The organism is Ideonella alba, from assembly GCF_018069875.1.
GTDB classification, from domain to species: Bacteria; Pseudomonadota; Gammaproteobacteria; order Burkholderiales; family Burkholderiaceae_C; genus Ideonella; species Ideonella alba.
The window spans coordinates 90,022-114,199 of sequence record NZ_JAGQDF010000017.1; the positions used below are offsets into that span (position 1 = coordinate 90,022).

The window sequence follows — 24,178 nt, forward strand, 5'->3', positions numbered from 1 at the left end:
CTCCGTCATTGCATGATTGATTGGAGAAGGTCTTCCTTGGAGCGAAAGATCACGCCCTCGCGCAGCGCCTTCATGATGGCCATCATGTAGGCCCAGCGCTTGTCGTCGCCCACGCCTGACAGGTCGATATCCTTGAGCCAGGCCAACTGCTGCTGCAGGTCCGGAGGGTTCTGGCTATTGTCTTCGTCGATCACCGGCTGCTGCACGGTCACCGAGCCGTCGGTGTCGATTTCCACCTTTTGCGAGCCTTCGGCCTTGTCCAGCACCTTGAGCGCGTCGTCGTACTTGCCCTTGCCCGCCTGCTCCTGCCGGGCCTGCTCGCCCTGGCGCAGAAGCGCGGTCATCTGGCCGAGCTCGGGCGAATCGCCCAGCAACTGCTCAAAGGCCTTCTTGGTCAGCGCGGCCTTGGTGTCGGCGTCCAGCTTGGAGTTTTCCAGCTGCGACAGGCCTTGCAGCGCCTTGCTGCGCCGGTCCAGGTCGTAGGCCGACATGGTCTTCATCGCCTCCAGGCTGATGTCACCGGCCTTGCTGGCCAGCTGCTGCGCAGTGGTGGCGTACTGGGTGGCGGCGGCGCTACTGGTGGTCAGGGCCGCCATCGCGTTCTTTTGCGTCTCGGACAAGCCGGTGATGTCGCGGAATGCATCCGATTTGCCCAGCAGATCCAGCGCCTTGGACAGGCCCGTGGGGTCGGGCGCGGCCGGTGCGTTCTGGATGTTGACGATGGGCGTGGCAAAGTCCTTGGGGCTCAGGTTGCCCGGGTCGGTACGCCGCGTCTGGGTGGATATCGGCTCGATGGCTGTGGGCTCGTCGATCGGGTGCTCCTCCCACTTCCAGAATCGCGAATCGTCGATCTTCTCGCAGCTGTTGCAGGCGCCGGAGACGGCCTCGGCAAACAAGCCCTTAGTGGGCACGCTAATGCGAAACGGCTTGGGCTCGTGCTTTGTGCCCGGCGCAGGCTTGTAGAAGTCGATCAGGTCCACTGGCACCTGGTCGGTTAGCACGCCTAGTGTGCGGTCGTTGGGCGAAGGCACGAAGTTGGGGATGAGCAGGAAGTCGCGGTTGACATTCAGCCCCTTGGCCACGGCAAAGATGACGCTGTTGCCGGCAAAGCCCAGGCGCTTGAAGTCCACCACCGAGGCAACGCTGCGCGTGTCGTATTGCATGATGGGCTTGCCCGCACCGTCCAGCTCCAGCCCGGTCTTGACCTGGCCTTGGTCCACATAGGTCTTGTAACGCAGCCGCGGCAACTGGATGGTGTAGCGGTCCAGCAGGTTGAACAGCCGCTGCTCGTCCAACGCCGACCACAGCAGCTTGTGGTAATACTCCCTGTTGGACTCCAGGTGGCGCTCTAGCAGCTGGGCGCTCTTCTTGTCCTCGTGGCGTGGGTTGCGCATTTCGTCCTGGGTCAGCGGCGTGGAGATGAGCGCCGAGTCATCGCCCGCCAGGTCGTTCTGCAAGCTGCGCGAGGAGAACAGGCGGCCCGCGTAGTGGTCGGTTTGGTAGCTCACCGTGCCGCCCAGCACCAGGCAGGTGGAGCCATAGGGCAGGTCGGCTGCGGTGATCTCGATGCGGATGATGTCAGTGCGCCGCAGGCCAGCGATGACGCCATAGGTGGCGCTCGTCGGGCGCAGCGCGATGCTGACGTTGTAGTCGCCCACGCGTGCGCCGGTGTTAGTTTCGCCGGCCAGCATTGCCTTCTTGATGCTGGCCTTGTCGTTCCTGAACCAGTTGTTGTTGGAGATCAGCGTCACGTCAAAGTGCAGGTCCACCTTCTGGGAGGGGTTGTTCTGCAGCACCGCGTGGACCTTGATCGTCTTGCAGAAATCGGCCACGAAATTCTCGTAGGCCAGCTGGGCCTGAAAGCCTTCTTCCACGCCGTTCAGGCTTTGTTTTTCGAAGATCTGCTGGGCCAGCCGCGCGGCCACCGGGCCGATGCCCGAGGCCCACCAGCCCAGGCCGCGCAGCGGCAAGGTCAGGCTGGCGAGCACCTGGGCATAGATGGTGTTGTAGTCGGTGGCGGTGGACGGCAGGGTAACGTTGGGCTTGACCACATGGAGCCTGAACGACAGGTCGCCTGCCACCTCCTTCAGTTGTTCGTCACAGTAGCGTTCTGCGGGAAAGGCCGAGTAGGCCAGTGCGTCGCCATGCAGCGCGTCCTCTTCGCGCTGCAGCGAATCAAAGCCGGCGCGCAGCTGGCGCAGGCTGGCCTGCGGCGCGAACAGGTAGGTGGACAGCACGTCGCGCCAGCGCAGGATTTTGCGGCGGTCGAAGTTCTCGATCAGGAACGGAACGAACAAGCATTCCTGCACATCGGCTAGCTCATGGTGCACCGCAAAGTGGCGCAGCACCTCGAAGTACTGGATGGTGATGGCATGGCAGTGGTTGTGGTTGGCGACGACTTCGGTGGTGAAGCGAAACGACTCCGACTGCCCCACCGTGGTCACCACGCTGGCGCGCTGGCTGCGCACTGATGAGGCGTTCTGCATGGTGCGGTCGCGCAGGTTCTGTTCGGATGAGGAGAACAGGCTGCGCGTGGAGTTCTGCGAGGCATCGCTCCAGCTATCGCCCTTGGATTTGCTGAAGCCGCCGGACACCCCTAGCACCTTGGACACACCACCCAGGAATTTCATGCCGCCAAAGCTGCCACTGGCCCCACTGGAGCTGCCGCTGCCAAAACCCACGCCCAGGCCGCCGCTGGTCCCCGCCGTGGTGTTGTGGCTGGAGGCGGTCTGGCTTTCAGCGAGGTTGGCCCTGACGATTTCATTGATGTCGCGATCGTGCACCAGCGTGCTGTCCAGCGTATCCACCGCATCGAGCTGCTCGGTGCGGGCGGCGGTTTCCCGACGGTCCCATTCCATCACCGCGATCTGCTTTTTCTGTCCCGGCGCTAGAGGCAGCGAGTACAGCAAGTCACCCAGCGAATAGCCAGCAGCGCGCCACACCTGCTTCATGTGCAGGATGTGGCCGAAGGCGATGGTGGCAGCCTGCACTGTGCCCAGGATGCCGTCGCTGTCGTCCCAGTCAATCGGGTTGCGGCCGGTCAGCGGCACCCGGCCCATGCTAGCGATCAGGCGCTCCAGCCGGTCCTGCTCGGTACGCAGAATCTGCAGTTCGCGCTGCAGGGCGTCGCTGTTACGGTTGTAGATGCCGGCCCGGAAGTAGGCGTCGGTGGCCTCGCTTTGCTGGTCCAGCCCGATCTGGGCGGTGGCGCCGCCTTTGGGCGCAGCCGGCCCGATGGGGTCGGCCGTACCGGTGCCGCTGCTGGTGCTATCCACCAACAGGCCGCCGCCCAGCCTTCCTTGCGCCCGCGGTTCCTGCTCGCCCAGTTGCTGCAGCTGGCCTACCAGCGCCAGGTGCAGCGTCGGAAAGCTGGCAAAGAGTGCCAGTTGCTTCTGGATTTCGGCCACCCGAAGCTTGACCCAGGCCAGGCGGTCTTCCAGCTTGTAGCTCGCCGGGTTGTAGAGCTCGGGGTCGCTAGTTCGGATAACCTGGATGTAGGCAAACTCCTCCAGCGCACGGTTGGGCGTGGTGAAGTTGATGCAGCTGCCGCCGATGTCCTGCGAATATTGGCTGTTGTTGACCAGATCCTCCATGTCGGGCAGCTGCGGCACGGACTTTGTGCTGCAGGCGCAATTGTCATGCTCATCCTGCGTCATGCTGGTGGGCAGGCCTTGCACTACCAGCCAGACGAAATCTGGCCATTCGTCACTGGCAGTCAGGGCAATGTCCAGCTTGTCGCCCGGCTTGACCGACACCGTGGCAAAGGCGTTCTTGTATTTGCCGGCGGGGTAGGGCAGCGAGAAATTGCCGTCACCATCGGTGGAGCAAACGCCAAGCACAGTGGCGCGGCCGGTGGATGCCGGCGAGCCATAAAAAACTATCTGGTTGTCGCGCAGCTTGAGCTTGGCATTGCTGTCTACCACCTTGCCGCGCAGCTTCTTGTTGAGCTGCCGGGGCACGTTCTCAAGCACACGCGGCGTTGGGTTTACCAGGTTTTCGATATTGTCGAAAGTGGTGGTAATGAGCACCGGATTGCCGGCCAACAGGCTGCTGACGGGAATGGACTTGACCAGGTTTTCGATGTTGTCGAAGGTGGCGGGGGAAAATACCAAGTTGTCGGCCAGCAGGCTGCCGACGGAAATCGACTTGTCCAGCCTGACGACCGTGTCGGCGCCCGATTTGCCAGACACCTTGGCGTCGCCGCCGGTCGCGGTCGTTTTGGTGGGCTGCAGCACCGTGGACCGCACCCGAGCATCACTGACGGGCAGCGGGTTGCCATTCTTGTCCTGCAGCACGAATGAGATGTGTCCGGTTTCGGACAAGGTGTAGGCACCGTCGTCCGGCTGCTGCAGGTTAGCCGCGAACACGCCGTCCCGACCGACTTGCACCGACACGCTGGCGCTGCGTTCGGGCTTACCGGCGCTGACCAGCTCATAGATCAGATTGATCCTGACGCCCTCGAACCCCGAGGCGCCGCCTTGCAAGTTGACCACCCGGCCGCGAACTTCGTCAATTTGCATTTCCGTCCCCGCTACTTGGTTTGCACGACGTCATAGGAATTTAGCCCCTATGACCTGGCGCCAAGCATACTTCGGATAGTGTTTTCAAACGCCCTTTCTGCTTCCCTGTGGCACCCCTAGCACGGCGCCTGACGCGCTTGAGTCAGTCTTTGAAGGTGGCTGAGATGCGTTGAGCGTTGAGGGCGCAGCCGTAGGTTGCCTTTCTTGGGTGCCTTAAGTAGGTTATTCCGGACCACAAGCACGTTGTCATCAGTCCCGCAAACTCTCGAACGCAGCCGACTCCAGCGGCCCGTGCCGCCGGGTCGTCTGAACGGCTGCAGTTGGGCGAAGTCAGGCCGCTTGAGGCGCCTGGCCACGAGCTGGCGCCCGAGGTGGCCCCCTAACCTGCAGGCCCAAGTGAGCGAGGATCATCGCGATGACTGGTTGCTCGAGGATGACCGCAATGATCTTCAGCTTGCCGCCGCAACAGGGGCAGTGCTCCACGTCGAGGCCGAACACCCGCTTGAACGGCTTCGCCCAGCTCAGCCGCACCGGGCGGTGGTGCGCACAGTTCGCATCGCACTCGGCGAGTAGCGCGGCCTGCGCGGGCGCCTCGGCCTCTCACAGCACCACCAGCACGTGCAGCTTGGCGTTGGGCACCAGGACACCATGGAAGAGAATTAGATGCAGCCTCGGGCTGGGCACCAGCGCCGCGAGCCGCTCCATGAATTCCAGCGGTGACGTCACTAGATGCGCGGTGCCGTCACGCTACGGAGTCTTGAGCTTGACCACCACCTTGCCCGCAGCGTTGGTCTGTATACGCTCGTTAGCCAGTGCCGGGCGGGTCATGTAGCGGCACCCAGCGCCTGGCAGTCATCGGCGCCGCAGCTCACGACTGCGTGCAAACTGAAACCATCGATGTCGGCGCATAGCGATTGCTTGAACTCTGTCGCCTTGGGCATGGCGCCCTGCACCGTCAGCAACTTCTGTCCGGCGCGCGTGCCGAAGGCGATGCGGCAAGTACACGCTGCATCCTGCAGCGGCCAAACACGTCCTTGACGACTTTCGGCAGGAGGGCGCCGGTAGCGTCTTGGGCCTAGGCGAAAACGCTCGCGGCGTGCTGCTCACCAGGCGGTACAGCGCTGTTTGCTCCGCGCAGTGACGCTCGTAGTGGACCGTGGCGCAAACCGGTGCCCGCTGGGGCTGTTGCACCCTGGCTTGCACGCAAGGCTCCCGAAATGGAGAGCCCGCACGGTCTCAAGCTGTGTTCTGCGCCTCAATCGCCCTGAGTGCTACCTGCCGATGGTTGCCCTCGGCTGCGGGGCCACCTTCGGCGGCCTCGATGCATGTGCGACCGACCGCACCGGGGCGTCGAGTTCACGGCAGCGGGTGTCGCTGATGGGTCGACTCGAGTCCTCCTTTCTGGCACGGACCGGTCGGTCACAGTGTGGGACTTCCCGGCGACAACTCGGCCGGCTGCTGTCCTGCCGTTTGCTGACTTTCATGGCGGCGCCGGCCGATAGGTTGGATGTCGGCTTGATGGCGGTCAGCGTGAGCCCGCCTGCCTGCCACCATTGACCGCGTACGCTGCATACCCGACCTTAAGCCAGCTCTACCTCCGTGCGGAAGAGACTTGTTTGCCCACACGACACCGCAATGCCGATGACCTGAGCGGAATAGCTTGGAAGCGGACGAATCTTGGTTTGAGTCGCCCTCGGTTTAGCCGAACTAACCCGCCTGCAAATCTCCGCAACTCAGCCCTGGAGCATTGACAGCCTGGGTGGCACTTTCCTAGCCTGACCTCCCGGGAATTCTCGGATCGTCCAATCCGGCATCGGGAAGGCGTTTCGCCCACCGACCGGCGTTCGGGAGTGTTGCCATGATCACAACGCCGCAGTACCTGCATCCTTTGTCGGAAGTGCACAGCACCGCTGCACAAGGCCCGCGACGCAGCCGCCGCTCGCCGACGTCAACCTTGTTGAGGAGTACACGACAAGGTCAGCCAAGAGGCATGGTGAAACCACACCGGCAGGCGGCCTCCTCGGTCACGCGGTGTACCAACCAGCTCAACGCAATCTGGACGAATGAGCAGGCTGGATGCGAGCTTGTCGTCGTAGCCCATGCCACCGGCCTGCACCTGAAGTTCTGCACCTGGCTGATCGCCGGCCCTGCGCTGGAACAGAGCTTCGTCGTCCACACCCTCGCCGACTTCGAGCAATGGATGACGACCGCACCGACCAAGTTCGGTCACCCCGTCGCCCACGAAGAGATCAGGAGGTTCGCCCATGCAAGCCTCACCCGATGAATCCGACCGGCCCGTCGACACGCCAGGTCCGTTTCCCCAAGCGTCGGCCCTTGAACTCTGTGAGCTGACCCAGTCTCTGGTCGTGGCCGACGAGGCGAGCGCTATCGCCGCCCTTGAACTTGCGGCACGCGCGGGGGGCGCCGATGCAGCCCTGTTCGTTTCGGTCATCCCCGACGGGGACCATGGCTGGTATCGATCCATGGCTGCCCTGAACGCTGATTGGGGCCATAGAGCCTTGCGCCGGCTGCACAGCGGGACGTGCACCTGGCTTGCGCATGTCGCCAGGTCGAGCGAACCGCTACTCGTCAAACTTGAAGGCGATGAAGGCGATGCGGCCTTCGATGGTGATGGCCCAGATCGCCACGCTCAACGCGCGGTATGGCTGATTCCGGCCCCCTCGCCTCGCGAGTCAGATGTGCTGGGGCTGCTGATGCTCGCGGGCAGGAGCGAGCCTCAGCTGGAGCCCACTCACCGCTTGATGCCGGCCTACAGGGCCCTGGCCCTGGGCTTCGCCGATTGGTTTCAGCGCCGGGGTCGGGATGAACTGATTCGCAGCGCCCACCTGACGGAGCGAGACCTGGAATTGCTGCGACACGAGTCCATGGGGCATGGCTCCAAGCGAATCGGCGCGGCGCTCGATACCGAGCCCAAGACCATCGACTGCCGCTTCCATCGGCTCAACATGCGCCTCGGCGTGGCCAATCGCCGTGAAGCCGTGCGCCTATGCCAGCGATACGGCCTGCTTTGACGTGCCGCCCGCGGGCAGGCGCAAGAAAGTCGCGCAAATCCAGCAGCCTCCATCGCACCGGCCGAACCTACAGTGACTTCACTGCAAGGCCCCCGGCATCCCGAGTGGTCCTCGCTAGACCAGAGAGGCAGCACAGCACCATGACTCAGCAGACCCAGCCCACGCCGGGACCCCAGCGCAGAAAAGCTTCTGCGCGCAGGTCCACGGCCAGGCTCGCGATGGCGTGGGGAGCAACTATCGCCCTTCTCCCCACACCAGCCCGATCCGTGGATGGCTGCCTGGTCCTGCTGTGCTTCGCTGCGCCCAGCTGGCGCGCCGTTCCGCAATGCGTGCCGCCCATCCGCCAGGTGCTGCGTGATCTGGCACGCGGCAAGGCCTTCCCGACCTGCGGCATGGCCGGTGCCGGCAACTCGGCCAGCCATGCCTGGGCCGTTGCACCGCACTACTGCCCGCCCCAGTACACCCGGGTGTTCGATGGCGAGAACGGTCCGATCTACACCTGCGATTACACCGGCGCCGTTTCGGTACTGTTCAACGGTCAGCCGTTCACTCGCACCTGGTGGTCCATGGCCGGCGAAACGGTGACCGACTTCAGCCCGGCAGCAAAGGCGCAACTCGGCACCTGGGACACGCGTTTCGACGAAGACTACGACGCCTGGCTTGCCATGCAGCCTCCCCCGCCGCCGCCTCTGGGCCCGGGCGATTGAGGTGACCCGTCATGGATGCAGGTACCTTCCTCGCCCTCGCACTTGCCTGCGCCCCGCAGGTGCACGCCGACACGGCCCGCGCCCTGGTCAGCGTCGAGAGCGCCTTCAACCCCTGGGCCATCGGCGTCGTCGGCGGGGCCCTGGAGCGACAACCTCGCCATCGCTCGGAGGCTTTGGCCACCGCGAGGGCGCTGCAAGAGGCCGGCTGGAACTTCAGTGTGGGCCTGGGGCAAATCAACCTGGCCAACTTCGACCGTCTGGGCCTGACACTCGAATCAGCCTTCGAGCCCTGCCTGAACTTGGCTGCCATGCAAACGGTGCTGGGTGACTGCCTGCACCGGGCGAGCACCACGGCCGTGCGTACCGTTGAACAGGTAGCGCTGCGTCAGGCCCTGTCCTGCTACTACAGCGGCAACTTCACCACCGGCTTCCATCAGGGCTACGTTCGCAAGGTCGTCAGCGCCGTGCGCGCAGTTCCCACCCTCCCACCGAAGGAATGAGCATGAGACCTCCTGACTTGATCCAACGCGCCGTCCCGGCCGTTGTCACCGTCCTCCTGGGCATGCTGTCGGCGTCCGCAAGGGCCGATGGCTTCGACAAGATCAACACAACGGTCACCAATGTCAACAACATCCTGGTCACGATCTCAGTTGCCGTGGTCACGATCTCGATCATCTGGGCTGGCTTCAAGATGATCTTCCAGGGCGCCCGGCTGGCCGATGTGGCCAACGTGCTGTTCGGCGGCACCCTGGTCGGCGGCGCGGCGGCATTCGCCAGCTACATCGTCTCCTGACCTCCTGCAGGGCGCCGCCATGCACGCCGAGACCATCTACAAGGGGGCCACCCGCCCGGCCATGAAACTGGGCATTCCCCTGGTGCCGATGGTGGTGCTGTTCGGCAGCGGCATGCTGCTGATCATGTGGGGCGGCATCCTGGTGAGTTGGTGGGTTGCCCTGAGTGTGGTGGTGGCCATCGTTCCCGCGCTGCTGTGGATGCGCTTCGTCACCGCAAAGGACGACCAGCGCTTCCGACAGATGTTCGTCGCCCTGAGGCTGCGGCTGTACGACCGCAACCGCCGCTTCTGGCACGCCCGCAGCTACTCCCCCCATGCCTACCGAGGAGCCCGAGATGCTTGGCATGTCTGAACACCCCAGAGCCCCCACTGCCCAAGCGCGCCCCGGCGGCCACCAGCTGCGTCCGCGCCTGTGGAACCGTGCCCTGGCGGAGAACCCCTTGGCGCGCTTTATCCCCTTCTCGTCGCAGGTCAGCCCGCATGACGTGATCACCCGCGGGGGCGACTACCTGCGGGTCTGGCGGCTGGACGGCGTGCCCTTCGAGTGCGCCGATGAACACCAGATCACCGAGCGACACGAAGCCATGTGCAGTCTGCTGCGCAATCTGGCGGGCGGCCAGTGGGCAGTCTGGACGCATCGCCTGCACCAGCTGGTCGAGGACAGACTGCAGGATCCACCAGAGCCTGGCTTCGCCCGCGACCTGTCCGGGGCCTACCAGGCCAAGCTGGGGGAGCGGCCGATGATGAGCAACGAGCTCTACCTGACGCTGGTCTACCGCCCCAATGCCTCGCGGGTGAGCCGAGCCCTGCAGCCTAGGCAGCGCACCCGAGCCGCCATCGCTGAGGCCCAGGCCCAGGCGCTGCGGGTGATGGAGGAACGCACCGCCCTGGTCGGCCGTGTGCTGCGAGGCTTTGGCCCGGAGCTGCTGGGAACGAGGGAGCAGCAGGGCCGCACCTACTCCGAGGTGGCTGAGTTTCTCGGCTTCCTGGTCAACGGCTGGTGGCGGCCGATTCCGATGACGGCGGGGCCGCTGTACCGCACTCTGCCGACCACGCGGCTGTCCTTCGGCGGCGACAAGCTGGAACTGCGGCAGGGGGACCAACGGCGATACGCCGCCCTGGTGGACATCAAGGAGTACGCCGACGCCGTCGAGCCCGGCACCCTCAATGCACTGCTGTACGAGGACAGCGAGTTCATCGAGACGCAGAGCTTCTCCATCCTGCCCCGCCGCGAAGCCATGCGCGCGCTGGAGCTGCAGCGCGACCAGTTGATCGCCAGTGACGACGCGGTGGCCAGCCAGGTGGCGGAGATGGATGGGGCGCTGAACGACCTGGGCGACGGCCAGTTCTGCATGGGCGAGTACCACTACAGCCTGGTTGTGTTCGGCCAGGCGGGCCACGGCAGCGTGACCGATGCCGGACGCCGCGCGGCTCAGGCCATTGGCGCCGTCGGCGAGGCCTCCAGCCTGCAGATGGCCCCGGTGGACCTGGTGGCCGACGCCGCCTGGTTTGCGCAGATGCCGGGCAACTGGCAGTGGCGGCCTCGGGACGCCAAGCTCAGCTCACGTGCCTTCGCGGCCCTTGCCAGTGGCCACAACTTCGCCCGCGGCAAGCGTGACGGCAACCCTTGGGGTGAGGCCCTCGCCCTGTTGCGCACCCCCTCCGGCCAGCCCTTCTACCTGAACCTGCACAGCAGCCCGGAGGGCGAAGACTCGGCCGACAAGAAACTGCCGGGCAACACGCTGATCATCGGCTCCACCGGGGTGGGCAAGACGACGCTGGAGATGTTCCTGCTGACGCTGACGCGCAAGTGGAACCCCGCGCCGCGGCTGGTGCTGTTCGATCTGGACCGGGGCTGCGAGATCGCCATCCGCGCCCTGGGTGGACGGTACTTCACGCTTGAAGCCGGCAAGCCCACGCACCTGAACCCGCTGCGGTTCGAACCCACGCCGGCGCGGATCCAGTTCTGGGAGCAGTTGGTCCGCACCTGCATCGCCACGCCCGCCCTGCCCTTGCTGCCGGCCGACGAACGCGCCATCGCCGAGGCCGTCAGGGCCGTGGCGATGATGCCGGCGCCGCTGCGCCGCTTCTCCACCGTCCAGCAGAACCTGCCCAAGTCCGGCGAGAACAGCCTCTACGAGCGGCTGGGCCGCTGGTGTGAGGGGGGCGCGCTGGGCTGGGTGTTCGATGGCGATCGCGCGACGGGCGACAACCGCCTGGTTGATCTTCAAGCCGCCCAAGTCATCGGCTTCGATTCCACCGAGTTCCTGGACCTGCCCGAGGTGCGCACGCCGGTGATGATGGTCCTGCTGCAGATGATGGAGGAACTCGTCAACGGCGAGCGGCTGATCTACGTGATCTCAGAATTCTGGAAGGCGCTGGACCACGAAATCTTCAGCGACTTCGCCAAGCAGAAGCAGAAGACCATTCGCAAGCAGAACGGCCTGGGCATCTTCGATACCCAGAGCCCGTCCGACGTGCTGCGGCACCCGATCGGCCGCACGATGGTCGAGCAGAGTGTCACCAAGATCTTCCTGGCCAACCCGGAGGCGGTGCGCGAGGAGTACGTCGACGGCTTTGGTCTGACCCAGGCCGAGTTCGACATCGTTCGCAGCCTGGGCGCTCAGGGTGGCCGGCGGTTCCTGATCAAGCAGGGGCACGCCAGCGCCGTCTGCGAGCTGGACCTCTCGGGCCTGGACGACTTCATCACCGTGCTCTCGGCCACCACCGACAACGTCACCCTGCTGGACGCTATTCGCGAACGGCATGGCAACGATCCGTCTCAGTGGCTTCCGGTTCTGCTAGCCGAAGTTCAAGATCGCAGGCTTCGCAACGCTGGGAGAGCTGCATGAAGACCTATTGCAAAGTCGTGGCGGTGGCCGTGCTGGCGTTGGTCGGCACCGGTGCCAGCGCCCAGTTCGTCAACGGCAACGAGGCCGTCAACGTGATGCCGGATGGAACGCGGCGGGTGGAGACCCCACCGCTTCCGGCAGCCACCTTGGCGGCACCCTGTGCTGCAGACAAACCAGCATGCACGGCCAGCGGATGGCGGATGGTCGAGACGGCTGAGGGTCTTCGCGAATGCACGGAGATCTACGCTCGGCCCGGCACCTGTCGCCCCTCAACCTTCGGCGCAGACAAGCGGCCCAGGCTGTGGATCGTGAAGCTTCGCGGCCAGTGGATGCAGTGTCAGTTCCCGGACATCAGCAGCAAGTGTGTGAGCACCAAGGCGCTGCCCTACAGTGCGGTGCAGTGATCGAGGTGATGCCATGTTCACCTGGGTTGGATCGCAGTTCGACGGTGTGCTGAACACCTACGTGCTCGGCGTCGTCTCAACGCTGATGGCCGGGATTGCTCCTATCGCCTTGAGCACCATGACCTTGTGGGTGGCGCTCTACGGCTGGGCTGTGCTTCGCAACGAGGTGTCGGAGACCGTGCCGGTCTTCCTGTGGAAGATCTTCAAGATCGGCCTCGTGTTCGCCTTTGCGCTGCAGTCCAGCGTCTACATCAGCAACGTTTCAGAAGCGGCCAACGCACTGGCTACGGGTGTCGCTGCAACTTTTCTTCCGTCAGTCGCCAACCAGACGACGATCACATCACCCTACGCCATCCTCGACGCCTTCAACGACAAGGCCGGCCAATTGGTGCTTGATCTTCTGAAGGAGGCCGGCATCACCCGACTCGATCTGGTATTTGCCGCAGTGGTCACGGCACTTGGGAACGTTGTCTTTCTGTGCGTCGCTCTGTTCGTAGTGACGCTGTCCAAGGTGTTCCTGACTTTTGTGATCGCAGTGGGACCGTTGTTCGTGCTGTGCCTGGCCTGGCGGCCCACCATGCGGTTCTTCGACAGCTGGCTGTCGATGCTTCTGAACGCTGTCGTTCTGACCTGGTTCGCCTTTTTCGCACTTGGGCTGAGCGCCTACATGGGTGATGCACTGGTCCAGACCATCCAGGACCAGGGTGGCTTCCTCGGCCCCACCTTCAACGTCGTCGGCGAAAGCCTCAAATACTGCGTCGTGATGACCCTGATGGCCATCATCTGCTTTCAGGCGCCGAGCCTGGCCTCCGCGCTCACCGGCGGCGCTGCGGTGCAGCAGGGCATTCAGATGATCCAGAACGCGATGATGGTTTCCGGTCTGCGCTCGGCCTCCGCGGCGCGCAGTTCCGGGGCCTTGGGTTCGGCCGGTGGCGTCATCCAGGCGGGCACCGGCCTGCCCTACGCCGCGGGCCGGGCCGCTCAGGCAGCGGCGCGACACGGCTACGGCAAGGTGCGCGCTGCGGCCTACAAGCTCGCCGCGCTGCGCGGTCGGGCCTGACCTCACCCTGGCACAGGAGCATCCCCATGCAAGTTCGTCAGACACTGGCCGCCGTCCTCCTCGCCGGCTTCAGCACCTTCGGCGTGCGCGCCCAGGGTATTCCGGTCATCGATGTCGCGAACCTGGCGCAGACGGTGCAGCAGGTGATCAACGACATCGCGGCGATCAACAACCAGGTGCAGCAGATCACCCAGTTGCAGGGGCAGCTCGACAGCATCAACGGCCTGCGCAACCTGGGCAACGTCTTCAACAACCCGCAGTTGAAGAACTACGTGCCGGCCGAGGCCTACACCTATCTCAATGCCGTCACCGACTCAGGCTATGCCGGCCTGAACAGCACGGCCAAGGCGCTGCGCGACGCGGGCATGCTCTACAACTGCATGGATCTGAGCGGCGCCGCCCGCACGGGCTGCCAGGCCTCCCTGGCCCAGCCGTATCAGCACAAGGGCCTGCTGCAGGACGCGATGAAGTCTGCCGCCGGGCGGCTGGCGCAGATCCAGTCGCTGATGGGCCAGATCAATGCCACTACCGACCAGAAGGCGGTGCAGGAGATCCAGGCCCGCATCGGCGCCGAAAACGCCTTGCTGGCCCACGAGATGTCCCAGGTGCAGATGCTGCAGGGCATGGCCGACAGTGAAGAGCGCATCGCCCGATCCCGCGAGCGAGAGCGCCAGTACCAGATGCTCACCCGAACCGGCAAGGTGGCCGACTACCTGCCCTAGCGTCGATCACCGAACTCCGTTCCCGGAACCCGCTGCGCTGAATCACTGCACCCGGCACAGCCCCAAGGAGACCACCGATGAATGCCATCCTGATGCCAGGACGAGCCGCTGCATGGCCCAAGCGCTCGCCCGACGCCGCCCCAGCTGACGCCGACACGCTCGAGATGGCGGCTAACAGCGAGTGGGAGGTGGACCGGGTCCTGCTGCTGGAGCGCTCCGAGCGCCGGGCCTGGTGGGTGGCCGCAGCGAGCCTGGTGCTGGGCTTGGTCGGTGTGGCGGCCGTCTTCGTCCAGGGCCCCTTGCGCCGGGTGGTGGAGATTCCCATCGTGGTGGACCGCACCACGGGCGAGACCACCATCCAGCAGCGCCTGGATGTCGAAACCATCCCGCCGATGGAAGCGCTGGACAAGCACAACCTGGCCACCTTCGTCCGAGCCCGCGAGGGCTACAGCTGGACGTTCCTGCAGCGCGACTTCGACCAGGTCGCCCGGATGGCGGTGCCAGCCGTGTTTGCCGACTACAACCGGCAGTTCGAAGGCGAGGCCGCCCTGCACAAGAAGATCGGCGCTACCGAGGAGTGGCGCATCAACGTGGTCGGCGTGCGCCTGGCCGCCTCGGGCCGGTCCGGCAACCGGGGCGAAGCCACAGTCACCTACGACAAGCTGGTGCGGCTGACTGACCGCCTGTTGCCCGACATCACCACCCGGCATGTGGCCAGCATCGTCTACCAGTACCAGCCCAAGGTGCTGGCCAAGGAACGGGACCGGATCGAGAATCCCTTCGGCTTCGTCGTGTCCGCCTACCGGTCGGATCCCGAGATCAACACCGCACCGCAGGGAGCCAAGCCATGAAGGCGGCGTCCTGGGTCATTGCCCTCATGGCCGTTGCGGTCTGTGGTGCCGCGCCTGCCTCCTCGGAGCCGGCTGACCCTCGCCTGCGCGAGGTAGTCTACGACCCGCGCGTCGTGGTCACCGTTCCGGTGAAGCGGGGCAGCGTGACACTTGTGGTGCTGGCCGCTGATGAAGCGATCACCGAGGTGGCGGTCGGACTGGGCAGCGACTGCAGCAAGGCCGATGCGGCATGGTGCGTGGCGGCCCAGCCCGGGGGCCGCACCTTGTTCGTCAAGGCCAAGAGCGCGGCCGGCGCGGCGAACAACCTGGCCGTAGTGACCGACCGGCGAGTGCATGCCTTCCGCTTTGTCGTGCTGGCTGATGGCGACCCGAAGCCACCGGTCTACCGCCTGAGTGTCAAGGCGCCTGTTCCTGTCGCTGTTGTGGGCGCCAGGGGCATCAACGCCGCGGTGGCCCCGGTCCTGCTGCCGGCGCCCTTCCTTGCCCCGTCACCGACACAGATCGTCGCCGAACGCCTGCTGGCCAAGCAGCCTGTCTTGAACACCCAGTACTCGGTGGCCGAGGGGGCTGAGTCTCAGGACATCGTGCCCACCCTGGTGTTCGACGACGGCCGCTTCACCTACCTGCGCTTCCCCGGCAACCGCGAGGTGCCGGCCGTGTTCCATGTTTTGGGCGATGGCAGCGAGACGCTGCTCAACGCCCGCATGGAGGACGACCTGCTGGTGGTGGACCGGGTCAGCCGCAGGCTGATGCTGCGCGCGGGCTCGGCCGTGGTGGGCCTGTGGAACGAGGCCTTCGACCTGGACGGCCGGCCCGCAGAAGACGGCACCACCGTACCCGGCGTGCAGCGGGTGCTGAAGGCCGAAGGGTTGCCCTTCGGCCACCCCAAGGGAGCCACACCATGACGCAAGATCCCCGCACGCCCCTTGGGCACGATCCCGAACAGGGTGTTGACCAAGGTCCGGACGGCAACGGCCTCTCGCCGCTGCCCGGAGAGCCCGGTATCCCCAATGTCGAAGCCGCCTCCCGCCCGCCCCTATCCAGGAAGGGTCTGTTGGCCCTGGCCTTGCTGCTGGTCTCGCTGGTGGCCGTGGCGGCAGTCACCGTCCAGCGCTTTGCAGCCAGCGGCAAGAAGTCCGGCGACAGTCCCTCGCCCCTGATGCGGGATCGGCCCAGCGCCGCGACCGCCGAGCCGCGGAAGCTGGAGCTGCCGGCCATGCCGCCCACCCCGGCCTCAGCCACCTCGGCCATTGCACCACCCGCCACTGCGCCGCTGATCCCGGCCCTGGTGCCCACGGCCGAGGAGCTGGCCGAGCCCATCGGAGTGCGTCGCACCGGTTCAGCCGTGCCAGCGTCACCTGGGCAGAAGGTGCTGGCGCCGGAGGATGCGCCCGTCCTGCTGGTCACTGCCAGACCGGGAGCCGTCCCTCCTTCGGGCACCGGACCTCACCAGTCGATGGCGGTCGAGCCTGGCGGCGAGGCGCCCCCTGTTGCGGGCAGCGCCAGACCAAACGACCCCTTGGCCGCCACGACCCGCAACCTGCAGGGCTACCAGCGCCAACTGCAAGGCCTGCTCGACAACCTGACCCGCAGTGCTGCGCTAGCTACCGGCCAGGCGACTGGGGCGATGCCATCCTCGCCCCTCCTGGGGGTGCCGCCGCTGCCAGGGACCGGCGGACTTGGCGGCACCACCACGGGAAGTGGCAATGGAAGCGCCAACGGCGGCGGCCTGTTCGGTGGGCAGCTCCTGGGCTCTGGCACCCCCCGGATTGCGGCCTCGATGCTGGGCAACCGAAGCCTCACCTTGCCCAAGGGGACAGCCTTCACCTGTGCCCTGAAGACCCGGGTCATCAGCGCCACCTCAGGTTTCGTCGGCTGCCAGGTGCAGCGCAACGTCTACAGCGACGACGGCCGCGTGCTGTTGATCGAGCGCGGCTCGCACCTGGACGGCGAGTTCCGCGTGGCCTCGGTGCGGCCCGGCACCGTGCGCATCCCGGTGCTGTGGACCCGCGTCCGAACCCCGCTGGGGGTGACGATCGACATCGAGTCGCCCTCCACCGGCCCGCTGGGCGAGCCTGGCATGGACGGCTACATCGACAACCGCTGGGGTGAGCGCATCGGCGCGGCCCTGCTGCTCTCCTTGATCGACGACTCGGTGAAGCTGATCGTCCAGGGCCAGAGCACCGATCGCGACTCGACCACGGTTGTGCTGCCCTCCACCACCGACAACACCAGCAAGCTGGCCGAGAAGGTGTTGGACAGCACCATCAACATCCCGCCGCTGCTCTACCAGAACCAGGGCGGCATCGTCGGCATCTATGTGGCGCGGGACGTGGACTTCTCTGCGGTCTATGAGCTGCGGCCCAGCGACAGCATGTCCCCTGCCGGGGGTGCCCAATGACCCCGCAGACCTGCGAGCACGACTTACTAGGCGAGGGCTGGTGCGGCGACGCCACCTCGGTGGTGGAGTTCCTGCGCCCGTTGCGCGCCCAACTGGACACGCCCGGCGTGCTGGAGGTGTGCGTGAACCGGCCGGGCGAGCTGCTGGTGGAAACCGTGCGCGGCTGGCAAACCGTGCCCGCCGCCGAGATGACACTGGAGCGCTGCCTGTCGCTGGCCACGGCGGTGGCCACCTTCTGCGACCAGCAGGTCAATGCGGAGCGGCCGCTGCTCTCGGCCACCCTGCCCAGTGGCGAGCGCATCCAGTTCGTCATCCCGCCAGCCGTGTCGCGCGGCACGGTCTCGATCACGGTGCGCAAGCCCTCGCAGTTGATCAAGCGGCTGGATGACTTCGAGCGCGAAGGCCTGTTCGAGCGAACAGCCCGGGTGGAGCATTGGTCAGGCTTTGACCTGCAGCCCTTCGAGCAGGAATTGCTGGCCCTGAAGGCGGCCGGCCGCCATGCCGAATTTCTGCGGCTGGCGGTGCGCAAGCACCAAACCATCGTCGTCAGCGGCAAGACCGGCTCGGGCAAGACCACCTTCATGAAAGGCCTGGTCGAGGAAGTGCCCAGGCACGAGCGGCTGATCACGATCCAGGACACGGCCGAACTGACCTTGCCCCACCACCCCAACGTGGTCCACCTGTTCTACAGCAAGGACGCCCAGGGCACTGCCCGGGTCACGGCCAAGTCGCTGCTGGAAGCCTGCCTGCGCATGAAGCCCGACCGCATCTTCCTGGCCGAGGTGCGTGGCGACGAGTGCTTCTCCTTCGTGCGGCTGGCCGCTTCGGGGCACCCAGGCAGCATCACCAGTGTGCATGCCGGCAGTTGCACTCTGGCGCTGGAGCAAATGGCGCTGATGATCCGCGAGACCGGTGCCGGCGGCGGCCTGGCGCAGCACGAGATCCAGCGGCTGCTGGGCATCGTCATCGATGTCATCGTGCAATTCGATCGCGACGAGCGCGGGCGCTTTGTTTCCGAGATCTTCTACGAACCCCGCCAAAGCCGGGGGCAGCTGCCGGGTGGCGGTGGCGATGGAACACTGGTGCCGGGCCTGCAGCCCCCTTCGGACGACCAGCTCGCCCTGTGGAGCGTGGCATGAGCAGTGCCATGGCCCTGCCCTACTCGGCCTGGCCTGTTGGCCGCAAGCTCGTCGCGGCCGTTTTCGCGGTGGTCTTGTTCATCGCCTTGGCCTGCGCGGCGGTCTACCTGGCTGGTGTGCTCTTCCTGGTGCTGAACAAGGCCAACCCCAGGCAGGCTTACTTCGGCAGCATCGTGCACTACTGGGCGCTGTACGCCGACGACGCGCCACTGCGCAGAAAGCTCCAGCTCGCCATCGGCGTCTCGGGCCTCGGCCTGCTGATCCTGCTGCCCGCCGCGCTGTTCACTGCCACGCGCCCTCGGCGAGCACTGCATGGCGACGCCCGGTTTGCCACAGCGGCCGAGGTCCAGCGCGCCGGGCTGACGGGTGGGCACGGCGCGCCGCGCATCCTCATCGGCCGGCATCGCGGCCGGTTCCTGTCGCTGACAGGGCAGCTGTCGGTGATGCTGTCGGCGCCCACGCGCAGCGGCAAGGGCGTCGGGGTGGTCATTCCCAACCTGCTGAACTGGCCCGACTCGGTGGTGGTGCTGGACATCAAGGGCGAGAACTACGACATCACCGCCGGCTACCGCGCAGCGCATGGCCAGGCGGTCTATGCCTTCTCGCCCTTCGATGAAGAAGCGCGCAGCCACCGCTGGAACCCGCTGACGGCTGTGCGTACCAGCCCGCTGCACCGCGTGGGTGACCTGCTCACCATCGGCCAGGTGTTCTTTCCCAACGACGGCAGCGGCACCTCGTCCGAAGCCTTCTTCAACGACCAGGCGCGCAACCTGTTCCTGGGCCTGGGCCTGCTTCTGCTGGAAACCCCATCACTGCCGCGCACAATCGGCGAGATGCTGCGCCAGTCTTCGGGCAAGGGCCGGTCCCTCAAAGACCATCTGAGCGGTCTGATCACCCAGCGCCGCGAACAAGCCTCATCCGCCCACCCACCGCTGTCCGATGAGTGCGCGGACGCCCTGCAGCGCCTGCTGTCCAACTCCGAGAACACGCTGTCCAGCGTGGTCGCCACCTTCAATGCACCGCTGACGATCTTTGCGGATGCCATCGTCGACGCGGCCACCAGTGCCGACGACTTTCGGCTGGAGGACGTACGCCGTCGCCGCATGTCCATCTACGTGCGCATCCCGCCCAACCGGCTGGCCAGCGCCCGGCTGCTGCTGAACCTGTTCTTCTCACAGCTCGTCAGCCTCAACACCCAGCACCTGCCCGAGCAGGACCCGACGCTCAAGCTACAGTGCCTGCTGGTCAATGACGAGTTCACCGCCATGGGCCGGGTGAGCGTCATCACCCATGCCGCCGCCTTCCTGGCCGGCTACAACCTGCGCTTGTTGACGGTGGTGCAGGCCATGTCGCAGCTGGACGCCGTCTATGGGGACAAAGAGGCGCGCACCTTTGCCACCAATCACGGCCTGCAGATCCTCTTTGCGCCGCGTGAACAGCGCGACGCCGACGAGTACAGCGCCATGCTCGGCCACTTCACCGAGCGCGCCACCTCGCGCGGGCGCAGCCGCTCGCTCGGCGGCACCGGCCACAGCACAGTCAGCCGCAACGAGAGTGAGCAGCGCCGCGCCCTGCTGCTGCCGCAGGAGTTCAAGGAACTGGGCAGCGAGCGCCTGGTGGTGATCTGCGAGAACTGCAAGCCCATCCTGGGCGAGAAGATCCGCTACTACCGCGACAAGGCCTTCACCGCGCGCCTGTTGCCCGCCCCAGCCGTGCCCGGCATGAACATGGACCTGCACTTCGCCCGGGTGCAGGAACGCTGGCGTTTTGCCGACGATGAGTTGCCGGCCGGCGAGGACCTGGATATCGAGCAACTGGCCTACGACATGAGCCGCCTGCCAGATCTGGCGGATGGCGCGCCAGACCAGGTGGCTGACGCGGTGCTCGACTTCCTTCTCGGCCCGGTGCCAGGCCCCTCCGAAGCCGGTGGCGTCCTGGAGCCAGTGGCCGACGAAGACGGGGTTCTCCTCGCCTCACCAGCAGCCCTTGAACCCGCCCCCCTCCCCTAGACCCAGGAGCGCCGCCATGCGAGGCATCATCGCCCTCACCCCCTTCCTGCCCTGGCTTCTGACCCTGGCCTCGTGCAGCTCGCCACCCAAGCCGCCAGGCGTGGACGAATCTCAGAAGCGGCCGGTCAACGCGCCTTTGGCTGTTGAGTTGCAGACCTGCCGGCACGAGCTTCAGAACACCCGCATCCTGGTCCGCGAGAACACCCGGCTCGCTGAAACCACTGCGACGTCGCTGGCTGTCCTCCAGGCCCGCCAAATGGTGACTGCTTCAACTCAGGGAAACAACGCGCCGCATGAGGCTGCCAACCGCGTCTACACCGTTCGGTTCGAGCTGGGCAGCACGAACGTGGCGATTCCGCCGGAGATCAGCGCCGCCCTGGTGGAGGCTGCCAAATCGTCTCCGCTGATCCTGCTGCGGGGCCGAACGGACGGCACCAGCGACATCCCCATCGAGAGCCGCATCGCCCGGGAGCGGGCCGAGGCCGTGCGTAACCACCTGGTGGCCGCGGGTGTGGATCCCGCCCGCATCCGAGCCACCTACCAGCCAGTTGGCGACCATGTGGGCGACAACGCCAGTGCCCAAGGCCGAAACCTGAACCGCCGGGTCGAGATCGAGCTGTACCGCGCGCTACCGGTGACCCTCAGCCCCACGATCGCCGCCCAGCCCTGAACCTGCAACCACCGACCACCGTGAGGTCATCATGGAAGCTGACAGCACACCCGTCCGCCAGGCCACCCCTGCCCGGGGCGGCACCGTGGAACCTGCCAACCGGGCCCAGGTGGCGATCGCGAAGTTCCAGACGCCAGAGCCGGATCCCGGAGAACGGTACGAGCTGCGCGACCCGTTTGCCGATGTGACCTACCGGGCCAACACCTTCCCAGAGATGGTTGCCAAGGCCGAACAGCTGGGCAGCAATCGCTTTGTGGCCGTGGCTGAAGACGGCAAGCGCACGCCGATCCAGAAGGTCGACGGCGGGTGGCAGCGTGGCACGCCTCACCCGGCGCCGCCCGAGCGACCGCTGGACCCGGTGCTTGCCCGGGAGGATGTGCCCGAAGTCTCAGGCGCCGATCCAGCACCGGCCGTCGGCAAGGCCAAGACCAAGGCCCCGACCGAGCAGGCCGACGCCAGGGCCATCGCGAAGATGGATGCCCAGGCCGAACGAGCCGCACTGGTTGCCCGCCTCGAAGCGGCGCTGATGGACCGCTACATCATCAAGCGGACCCCGGTGACCGTGGGTGACGTGAGCATCGGCCGCACCGAGTACCGTTTCCGTGGCGACACCTCACGCGTGGCCTTCACCGAGTCAACCTTCCGCCTGGCCACCGACACCAGCAGCCCCTCGGTCGCCCGATCCATGGTCGACGTGGCAGAGGCCCGCAACTGGAAGGCGCTGCGCATCTCGGGCAGCGAAGACTTCAAGCGCATGGTCTGGCTGGAAGCCTCGGCGCGCGGCGTGAAGACCCTGGGCTACGACCCGAACCCCGCCGACCTGGAGGTGCTCAAACGTGAACGCGAGGCGCGCCTGGTCAACCGCATCGAGCCGGACCGCAACGCCGGCCCTGGCGCCACCGCGGCGCCAGCCGAGAAGGCCTCCGCCCGCGGCAGCGGCGGCCGCAAAGCCGTGCTCGCCGCCATCGAAGCGGTGCTGGTCGACAAGAAGGTGCCCTCGAAGCAGCGCGACGCCGTGATGGCCGCCGCGACCGAGAAGCTGGCCCAACGCATCCGCGCCGGCCAAGCGCCCAAGGTCAAGGTCTACGACAAGGCGGCGCCCTCGCAGCGGCCGCTGATCGTCCCCACGCCAGAGATGCAGCGTTCGCGGGACCGGGCGTCGCCGTCGCCCGCACGGTGAGGTCATCCAGATGGAAGCGTCAGCCTCAGGCGTCTCAACTCAAGGCACGGTCTACGAGATCGATGGCCAGCGGTTCGCAGTCGGATCACCGGGCTTCGCGCAGGCCATTGCTGAGGCCCACGCCACTCACCGGCGCCCACGCTGCCTGTGCCGGCCACAAGGCGTGGAGATGTACGTGGCGCGGCTCGCGGGCCTGGACGAAGGCTACATCGTCAAGCGCATGCCCGACACCGGCAGCCACCACGCGCCCGACTGCCCGTCCTACGAACCGCCGGCCGAGTTCTCCGGCCTGGGGCAGGTGCTGGGCAGCGCAATCACCGAAGACCCAGCCACCGGTGAGACCGTGCTGAAGCTGGACTTCCCGCTGACAAGGATGCCCGGCCGATCGATCATGCCGCCGGCCGGTGGCGCGAGTGACAGCGTCTCTTCGTCTGGCACCAAGCTTTCGTTGCGAGGCCTGTTGCACTACCTGTGGGACCAGGCCGAGCTGACACGCTGGCATCCGGGATTTGCCGGCAAGCGAAGCTGGGCAACCGTGCGCCGGAAGCTTGTGCAAGCGGCCTTGCACACGTCGACCCGTGGTCACAGCCTCGGCTCACGCCTCTACCTCCCGGAGCCGTTCTCGGTCGACGAGCGCGACGCCATCACCGCGCGGCGACTGGCGCAGTGGCAGCAGGCAGCCGCCAATCCAGCGCAACCGCAAAACCTGATGCTGCTGATCGGCGAGGTCAAGGAGATCATGCCCGCGCGCTACGGCTTCAAGGCGGTGGTCAAGCACATGCCCGACCAGGCCTTCGCCATCGACGAGCAGCTGTACCGGCGGCTCGGCCAGCGCTTCGAGCCCGAGCTGGCGCTCTGGGGCGCCAGCGACGACATCCACATGGTGATGATCGCCACCTTCGGCGTGAGCCATGCCGGCGTTCCGGCGATCCAGGAACTGTGCCTGATGCCCGTCACGAGCCAATGGCTCCCGTTTACCGACGGGTTCGAGAAGCAGCTTCTGGATCGGCTCGTCGGCGAGAACCGTTCCTTTGTGAAGTGCCTTCACTACAACCTCGGCGGGAGCGACCGGATCGCGAGCGCCGTGCTGACCGACTGCGAAGGGTCGGCGCCGATGCTGTTCATAGTGCCAGCTTACGCCGACGAGTCCTCGCAGGGCCCTGAGACCGGCGCCGCAGATGACGCCCCGATCTGGACGTGGCGTCGGTCTGGCGAGCCGATGCCTACCTTCCCTCAACCGCGCACCCCTTCGTTCAGGACAGTGCCCAATCGGGCAGAGCGCACATCCTTGACAGCTATCGCAGGATGACCTCAAAGTGCATTACTTGCGCATAAGTAGTGCACTTTGTTACCATGTCGGCATGCCTGTACAGAGCCATGCCGCCAAGCTGCTGCGCCTTGCCGCGAAGCAACCCGCGGTATCGTCGCGCGAACTGTCCTCGGCCGGTATCCCTGCGCGCACGGTCTCCCGAATGGCTGCACGCGGCCAGGTGCGTCGCGTTGGCCGCGGGCTCTACACCGGCGCCGACGGATCACCGAGCGCACACCAATCGGCGATCGAGGTGACCCGGCTGGCACCCAAGACCGTGGTGTGCCTGCTCTCGGCCCTGGAGATCCACGGCATCGGCGCTCAGGCCCCCTTCGAGGTCTGGATCGCGCTGCCGGCCGGCACCCACGCCCCAAAGGGCACCCCCGCCGCGCTGCGCGTCACCCGCCTGTCGGGTGCGGCCTTCACCGAGGGCATCGAGACCGTCGTGCTCGACTGTATCGACCCAGCAGAACCTGCTCAGCTCAAGCCGCTATTGCATAAGCCTCAGCGGGGGTCCTCATGTTCAGCG

Annotated in this window: 21 protein-coding genes; 19 read left to right on the top strand and 2 right to left on the bottom strand. The window is 66.0% G+C overall.

Going from position 1 to position 24,178, the window contains the following annotated elements:
• Positions 1 to 5: 5 nt before the first annotated feature.
• Together KAK07_RS22930 and KAK07_RS22935 are read right to left on the bottom strand one after the other, a co-directional pair.
• Complete coding sequence (locus KAK07_RS22930) at positions 6 to 4,520, bottom strand: hypothetical protein (RefSeq protein ID WP_210863369.1); 4,515 nt, start codon at positions 4,518 to 4,520, stop codon at positions 6 to 8.
• 600 nt (positions 4,521 to 5,120) lie between these two features.
• Positions 5,121 to 5,246: a transposase gene (locus KAK07_RS22935; protein ID WP_210863371.1), complete on the bottom strand. Its 126-nt coding sequence runs from the start codon at positions 5,244 to 5,246 to the stop codon at positions 5,121 to 5,123.
• Positions 5,247 to 6,378: 1,132 nt separating this feature from the next.
• On the opposite strand from KAK07_RS22935, the gene KAK07_RS22940 reads away from it, so the two are divergent.
• The 19 genes from KAK07_RS22940 to KAK07_RS23030 form a co-directional block, all read left to right on the top strand.
• Positions 6,379 to 6,804, top strand: a complete 426-nt coding sequence (locus KAK07_RS22940; RefSeq protein ID WP_210857292.1) for a hypothetical protein — start codon at positions 6,379 to 6,381, stop codon at positions 6,802 to 6,804.
• The gene (locus KAK07_RS22945; RefSeq protein WP_210857293.1) at positions 6,785 to 7,552 is read left to right on the top strand and encodes a helix-turn-helix transcriptional regulator; all 768 of its coding nucleotides are present in this window, start codon (positions 6,785 to 6,787) and stop codon (positions 7,550 to 7,552) included. Before KAK07_RS22940 ends, KAK07_RS22945 begins: the two co-directional genes overlap by 20 nt.
• Positions 7,553 to 7,818: 266 nt before the next feature.
• The gene (locus KAK07_RS22950; protein WP_247661411.1) at positions 7,819 to 8,259 is read left to right on the top strand and encodes a hypothetical protein; all 441 of its coding nucleotides are present in this window, start codon (positions 7,819 to 7,821) and stop codon (positions 8,257 to 8,259) included.
• Positions 8,260 to 8,270: 11 nt separating this feature from the next.
• Positions 8,271 to 8,759, top strand: a complete 489-nt coding sequence (locus KAK07_RS22955; RefSeq protein WP_210857294.1) for a lytic transglycosylase domain-containing protein — start codon at positions 8,271 to 8,273, stop codon at positions 8,757 to 8,759.
• A gap of 17 nt (positions 8,760 to 8,776) precedes the next feature.
• Positions 8,777 to 9,052, top strand: coding sequence for a TrbC/VirB2 family protein (locus KAK07_RS22960; RefSeq protein WP_247664563.1), 276 nt, complete (start codon positions 8,777 to 8,779; stop codon positions 9,050 to 9,052).
• A 19-nt stretch (positions 9,053 to 9,071) separates the two neighbouring features.
• Positions 9,072 to 9,404, top strand: a complete 333-nt coding sequence (locus tag KAK07_RS22965; protein ID WP_210857296.1) for a VirB3 family type IV secretion system protein — start codon at positions 9,072 to 9,074, stop codon at positions 9,402 to 9,404.
• Positions 9,388 to 11,904, top strand: coding sequence for a VirB4 family type IV secretion/conjugal transfer ATPase (locus KAK07_RS22970; RefSeq protein WP_210857297.1), 2,517 nt, complete (start codon positions 9,388 to 9,390; stop codon positions 11,902 to 11,904). Before KAK07_RS22965 ends, KAK07_RS22970 begins: the two co-directional genes overlap by 17 nt.
• Positions 11,901 to 12,308, top strand: coding sequence for a hypothetical protein (locus KAK07_RS22975; protein WP_210857298.1), 408 nt, complete (start codon positions 11,901 to 11,903; stop codon positions 12,306 to 12,308). The genes KAK07_RS22970 and KAK07_RS22975 overlap by 4 nt, the downstream gene beginning before the upstream one ends.
• A gap of 13 nt (positions 12,309 to 12,321) precedes the next feature.
• Positions 12,322 to 13,368: a TrbL/VirB6 family protein gene (locus KAK07_RS22980; protein ID WP_210857299.1), complete on the top strand. Its 1,047-nt coding sequence runs from the start codon at positions 12,322 to 12,324 to the stop codon at positions 13,366 to 13,368.
• A gap of 26 nt (positions 13,369 to 13,394) precedes the next feature.
• Entirely contained in the window at positions 13,395 to 14,090 is a 696-nt protein-coding gene (locus KAK07_RS22985) for a TrbJ/VirB5 family protein (RefSeq protein ID WP_210857300.1), read from the top strand.
• A 77-nt stretch (positions 14,091 to 14,167) separates the two neighbouring features.
• Positions 14,168 to 14,941, top strand: a complete 774-nt coding sequence (locus tag KAK07_RS22990; RefSeq protein WP_210857301.1) for a VirB8 family type IV secretion system protein — start codon at positions 14,168 to 14,170, stop codon at positions 14,939 to 14,941.
• Entirely contained in the window at positions 14,938 to 15,846 is a 909-nt protein-coding gene (locus tag KAK07_RS22995) for a TrbG/VirB9 family P-type conjugative transfer protein (RefSeq protein ID WP_210857302.1), read from the top strand. Before KAK07_RS22990 ends, KAK07_RS22995 begins: the two co-directional genes overlap by 4 nt.
• On the top strand, positions 15,843 to 17,342 hold the full coding sequence (gene virB10, locus KAK07_RS23000) for a type IV secretion system protein VirB10 (RefSeq protein ID WP_210857303.1): 1,500 nt from the start codon (positions 15,843 to 15,845) through the stop codon (positions 17,340 to 17,342). The genes KAK07_RS22995 and virB10 overlap by 4 nt, the downstream gene beginning before the upstream one ends.
• Positions 17,339 to 18,481 (top strand): P-type DNA transfer ATPase VirB11, encoded by a 1,143-nt coding sequence (gene virB11 / locus KAK07_RS23005; RefSeq protein ID WP_210857304.1) that lies wholly within the window; start codon positions 17,339 to 17,341, stop codon positions 18,479 to 18,481. The genes virB10 and virB11 overlap by 4 nt, the downstream gene beginning before the upstream one ends.
• A complete protein-coding gene (locus tag KAK07_RS23010; protein ID WP_210857305.1) occupies positions 18,478 to 20,490 on the top strand; it encodes a type IV secretory system conjugative DNA transfer family protein in 2,013 nt (670 codons plus the stop codon). The genes virB11 and KAK07_RS23010 overlap by 4 nt, the downstream gene beginning before the upstream one ends.
• 16 nt (positions 20,491 to 20,506) lie before the next feature.
• Positions 20,507 to 21,160, top strand: coding sequence for an OmpA family protein (locus tag KAK07_RS23015; protein ID WP_210857306.1), 654 nt, complete (start codon positions 20,507 to 20,509; stop codon positions 21,158 to 21,160).
• A gap of 31 nt (positions 21,161 to 21,191) precedes the next feature.
• On the top strand, positions 21,192 to 22,340 hold the full coding sequence (locus KAK07_RS23020; RefSeq protein ID WP_210857307.1) for an LPD7 domain-containing protein: 1,149 nt from the start codon (positions 21,192 to 21,194) through the stop codon (positions 22,338 to 22,340).
• Between the two features lie 10 nt (positions 22,341 to 22,350).
• Positions 22,351 to 23,649, top strand: coding sequence for a DUF1173 domain-containing protein (locus KAK07_RS23025; RefSeq protein WP_210857308.1), 1,299 nt, complete (start codon positions 22,351 to 22,353; stop codon positions 23,647 to 23,649).
• A gap of 52 nt (positions 23,650 to 23,701) precedes the next feature.
• The coding region (locus KAK07_RS23030) for a type IV toxin-antitoxin system AbiEi family antitoxin domain-containing protein (protein WP_210863373.1) at positions 23,702 to 24,178 on the top strand (477 nt) is incomplete at its 3' end.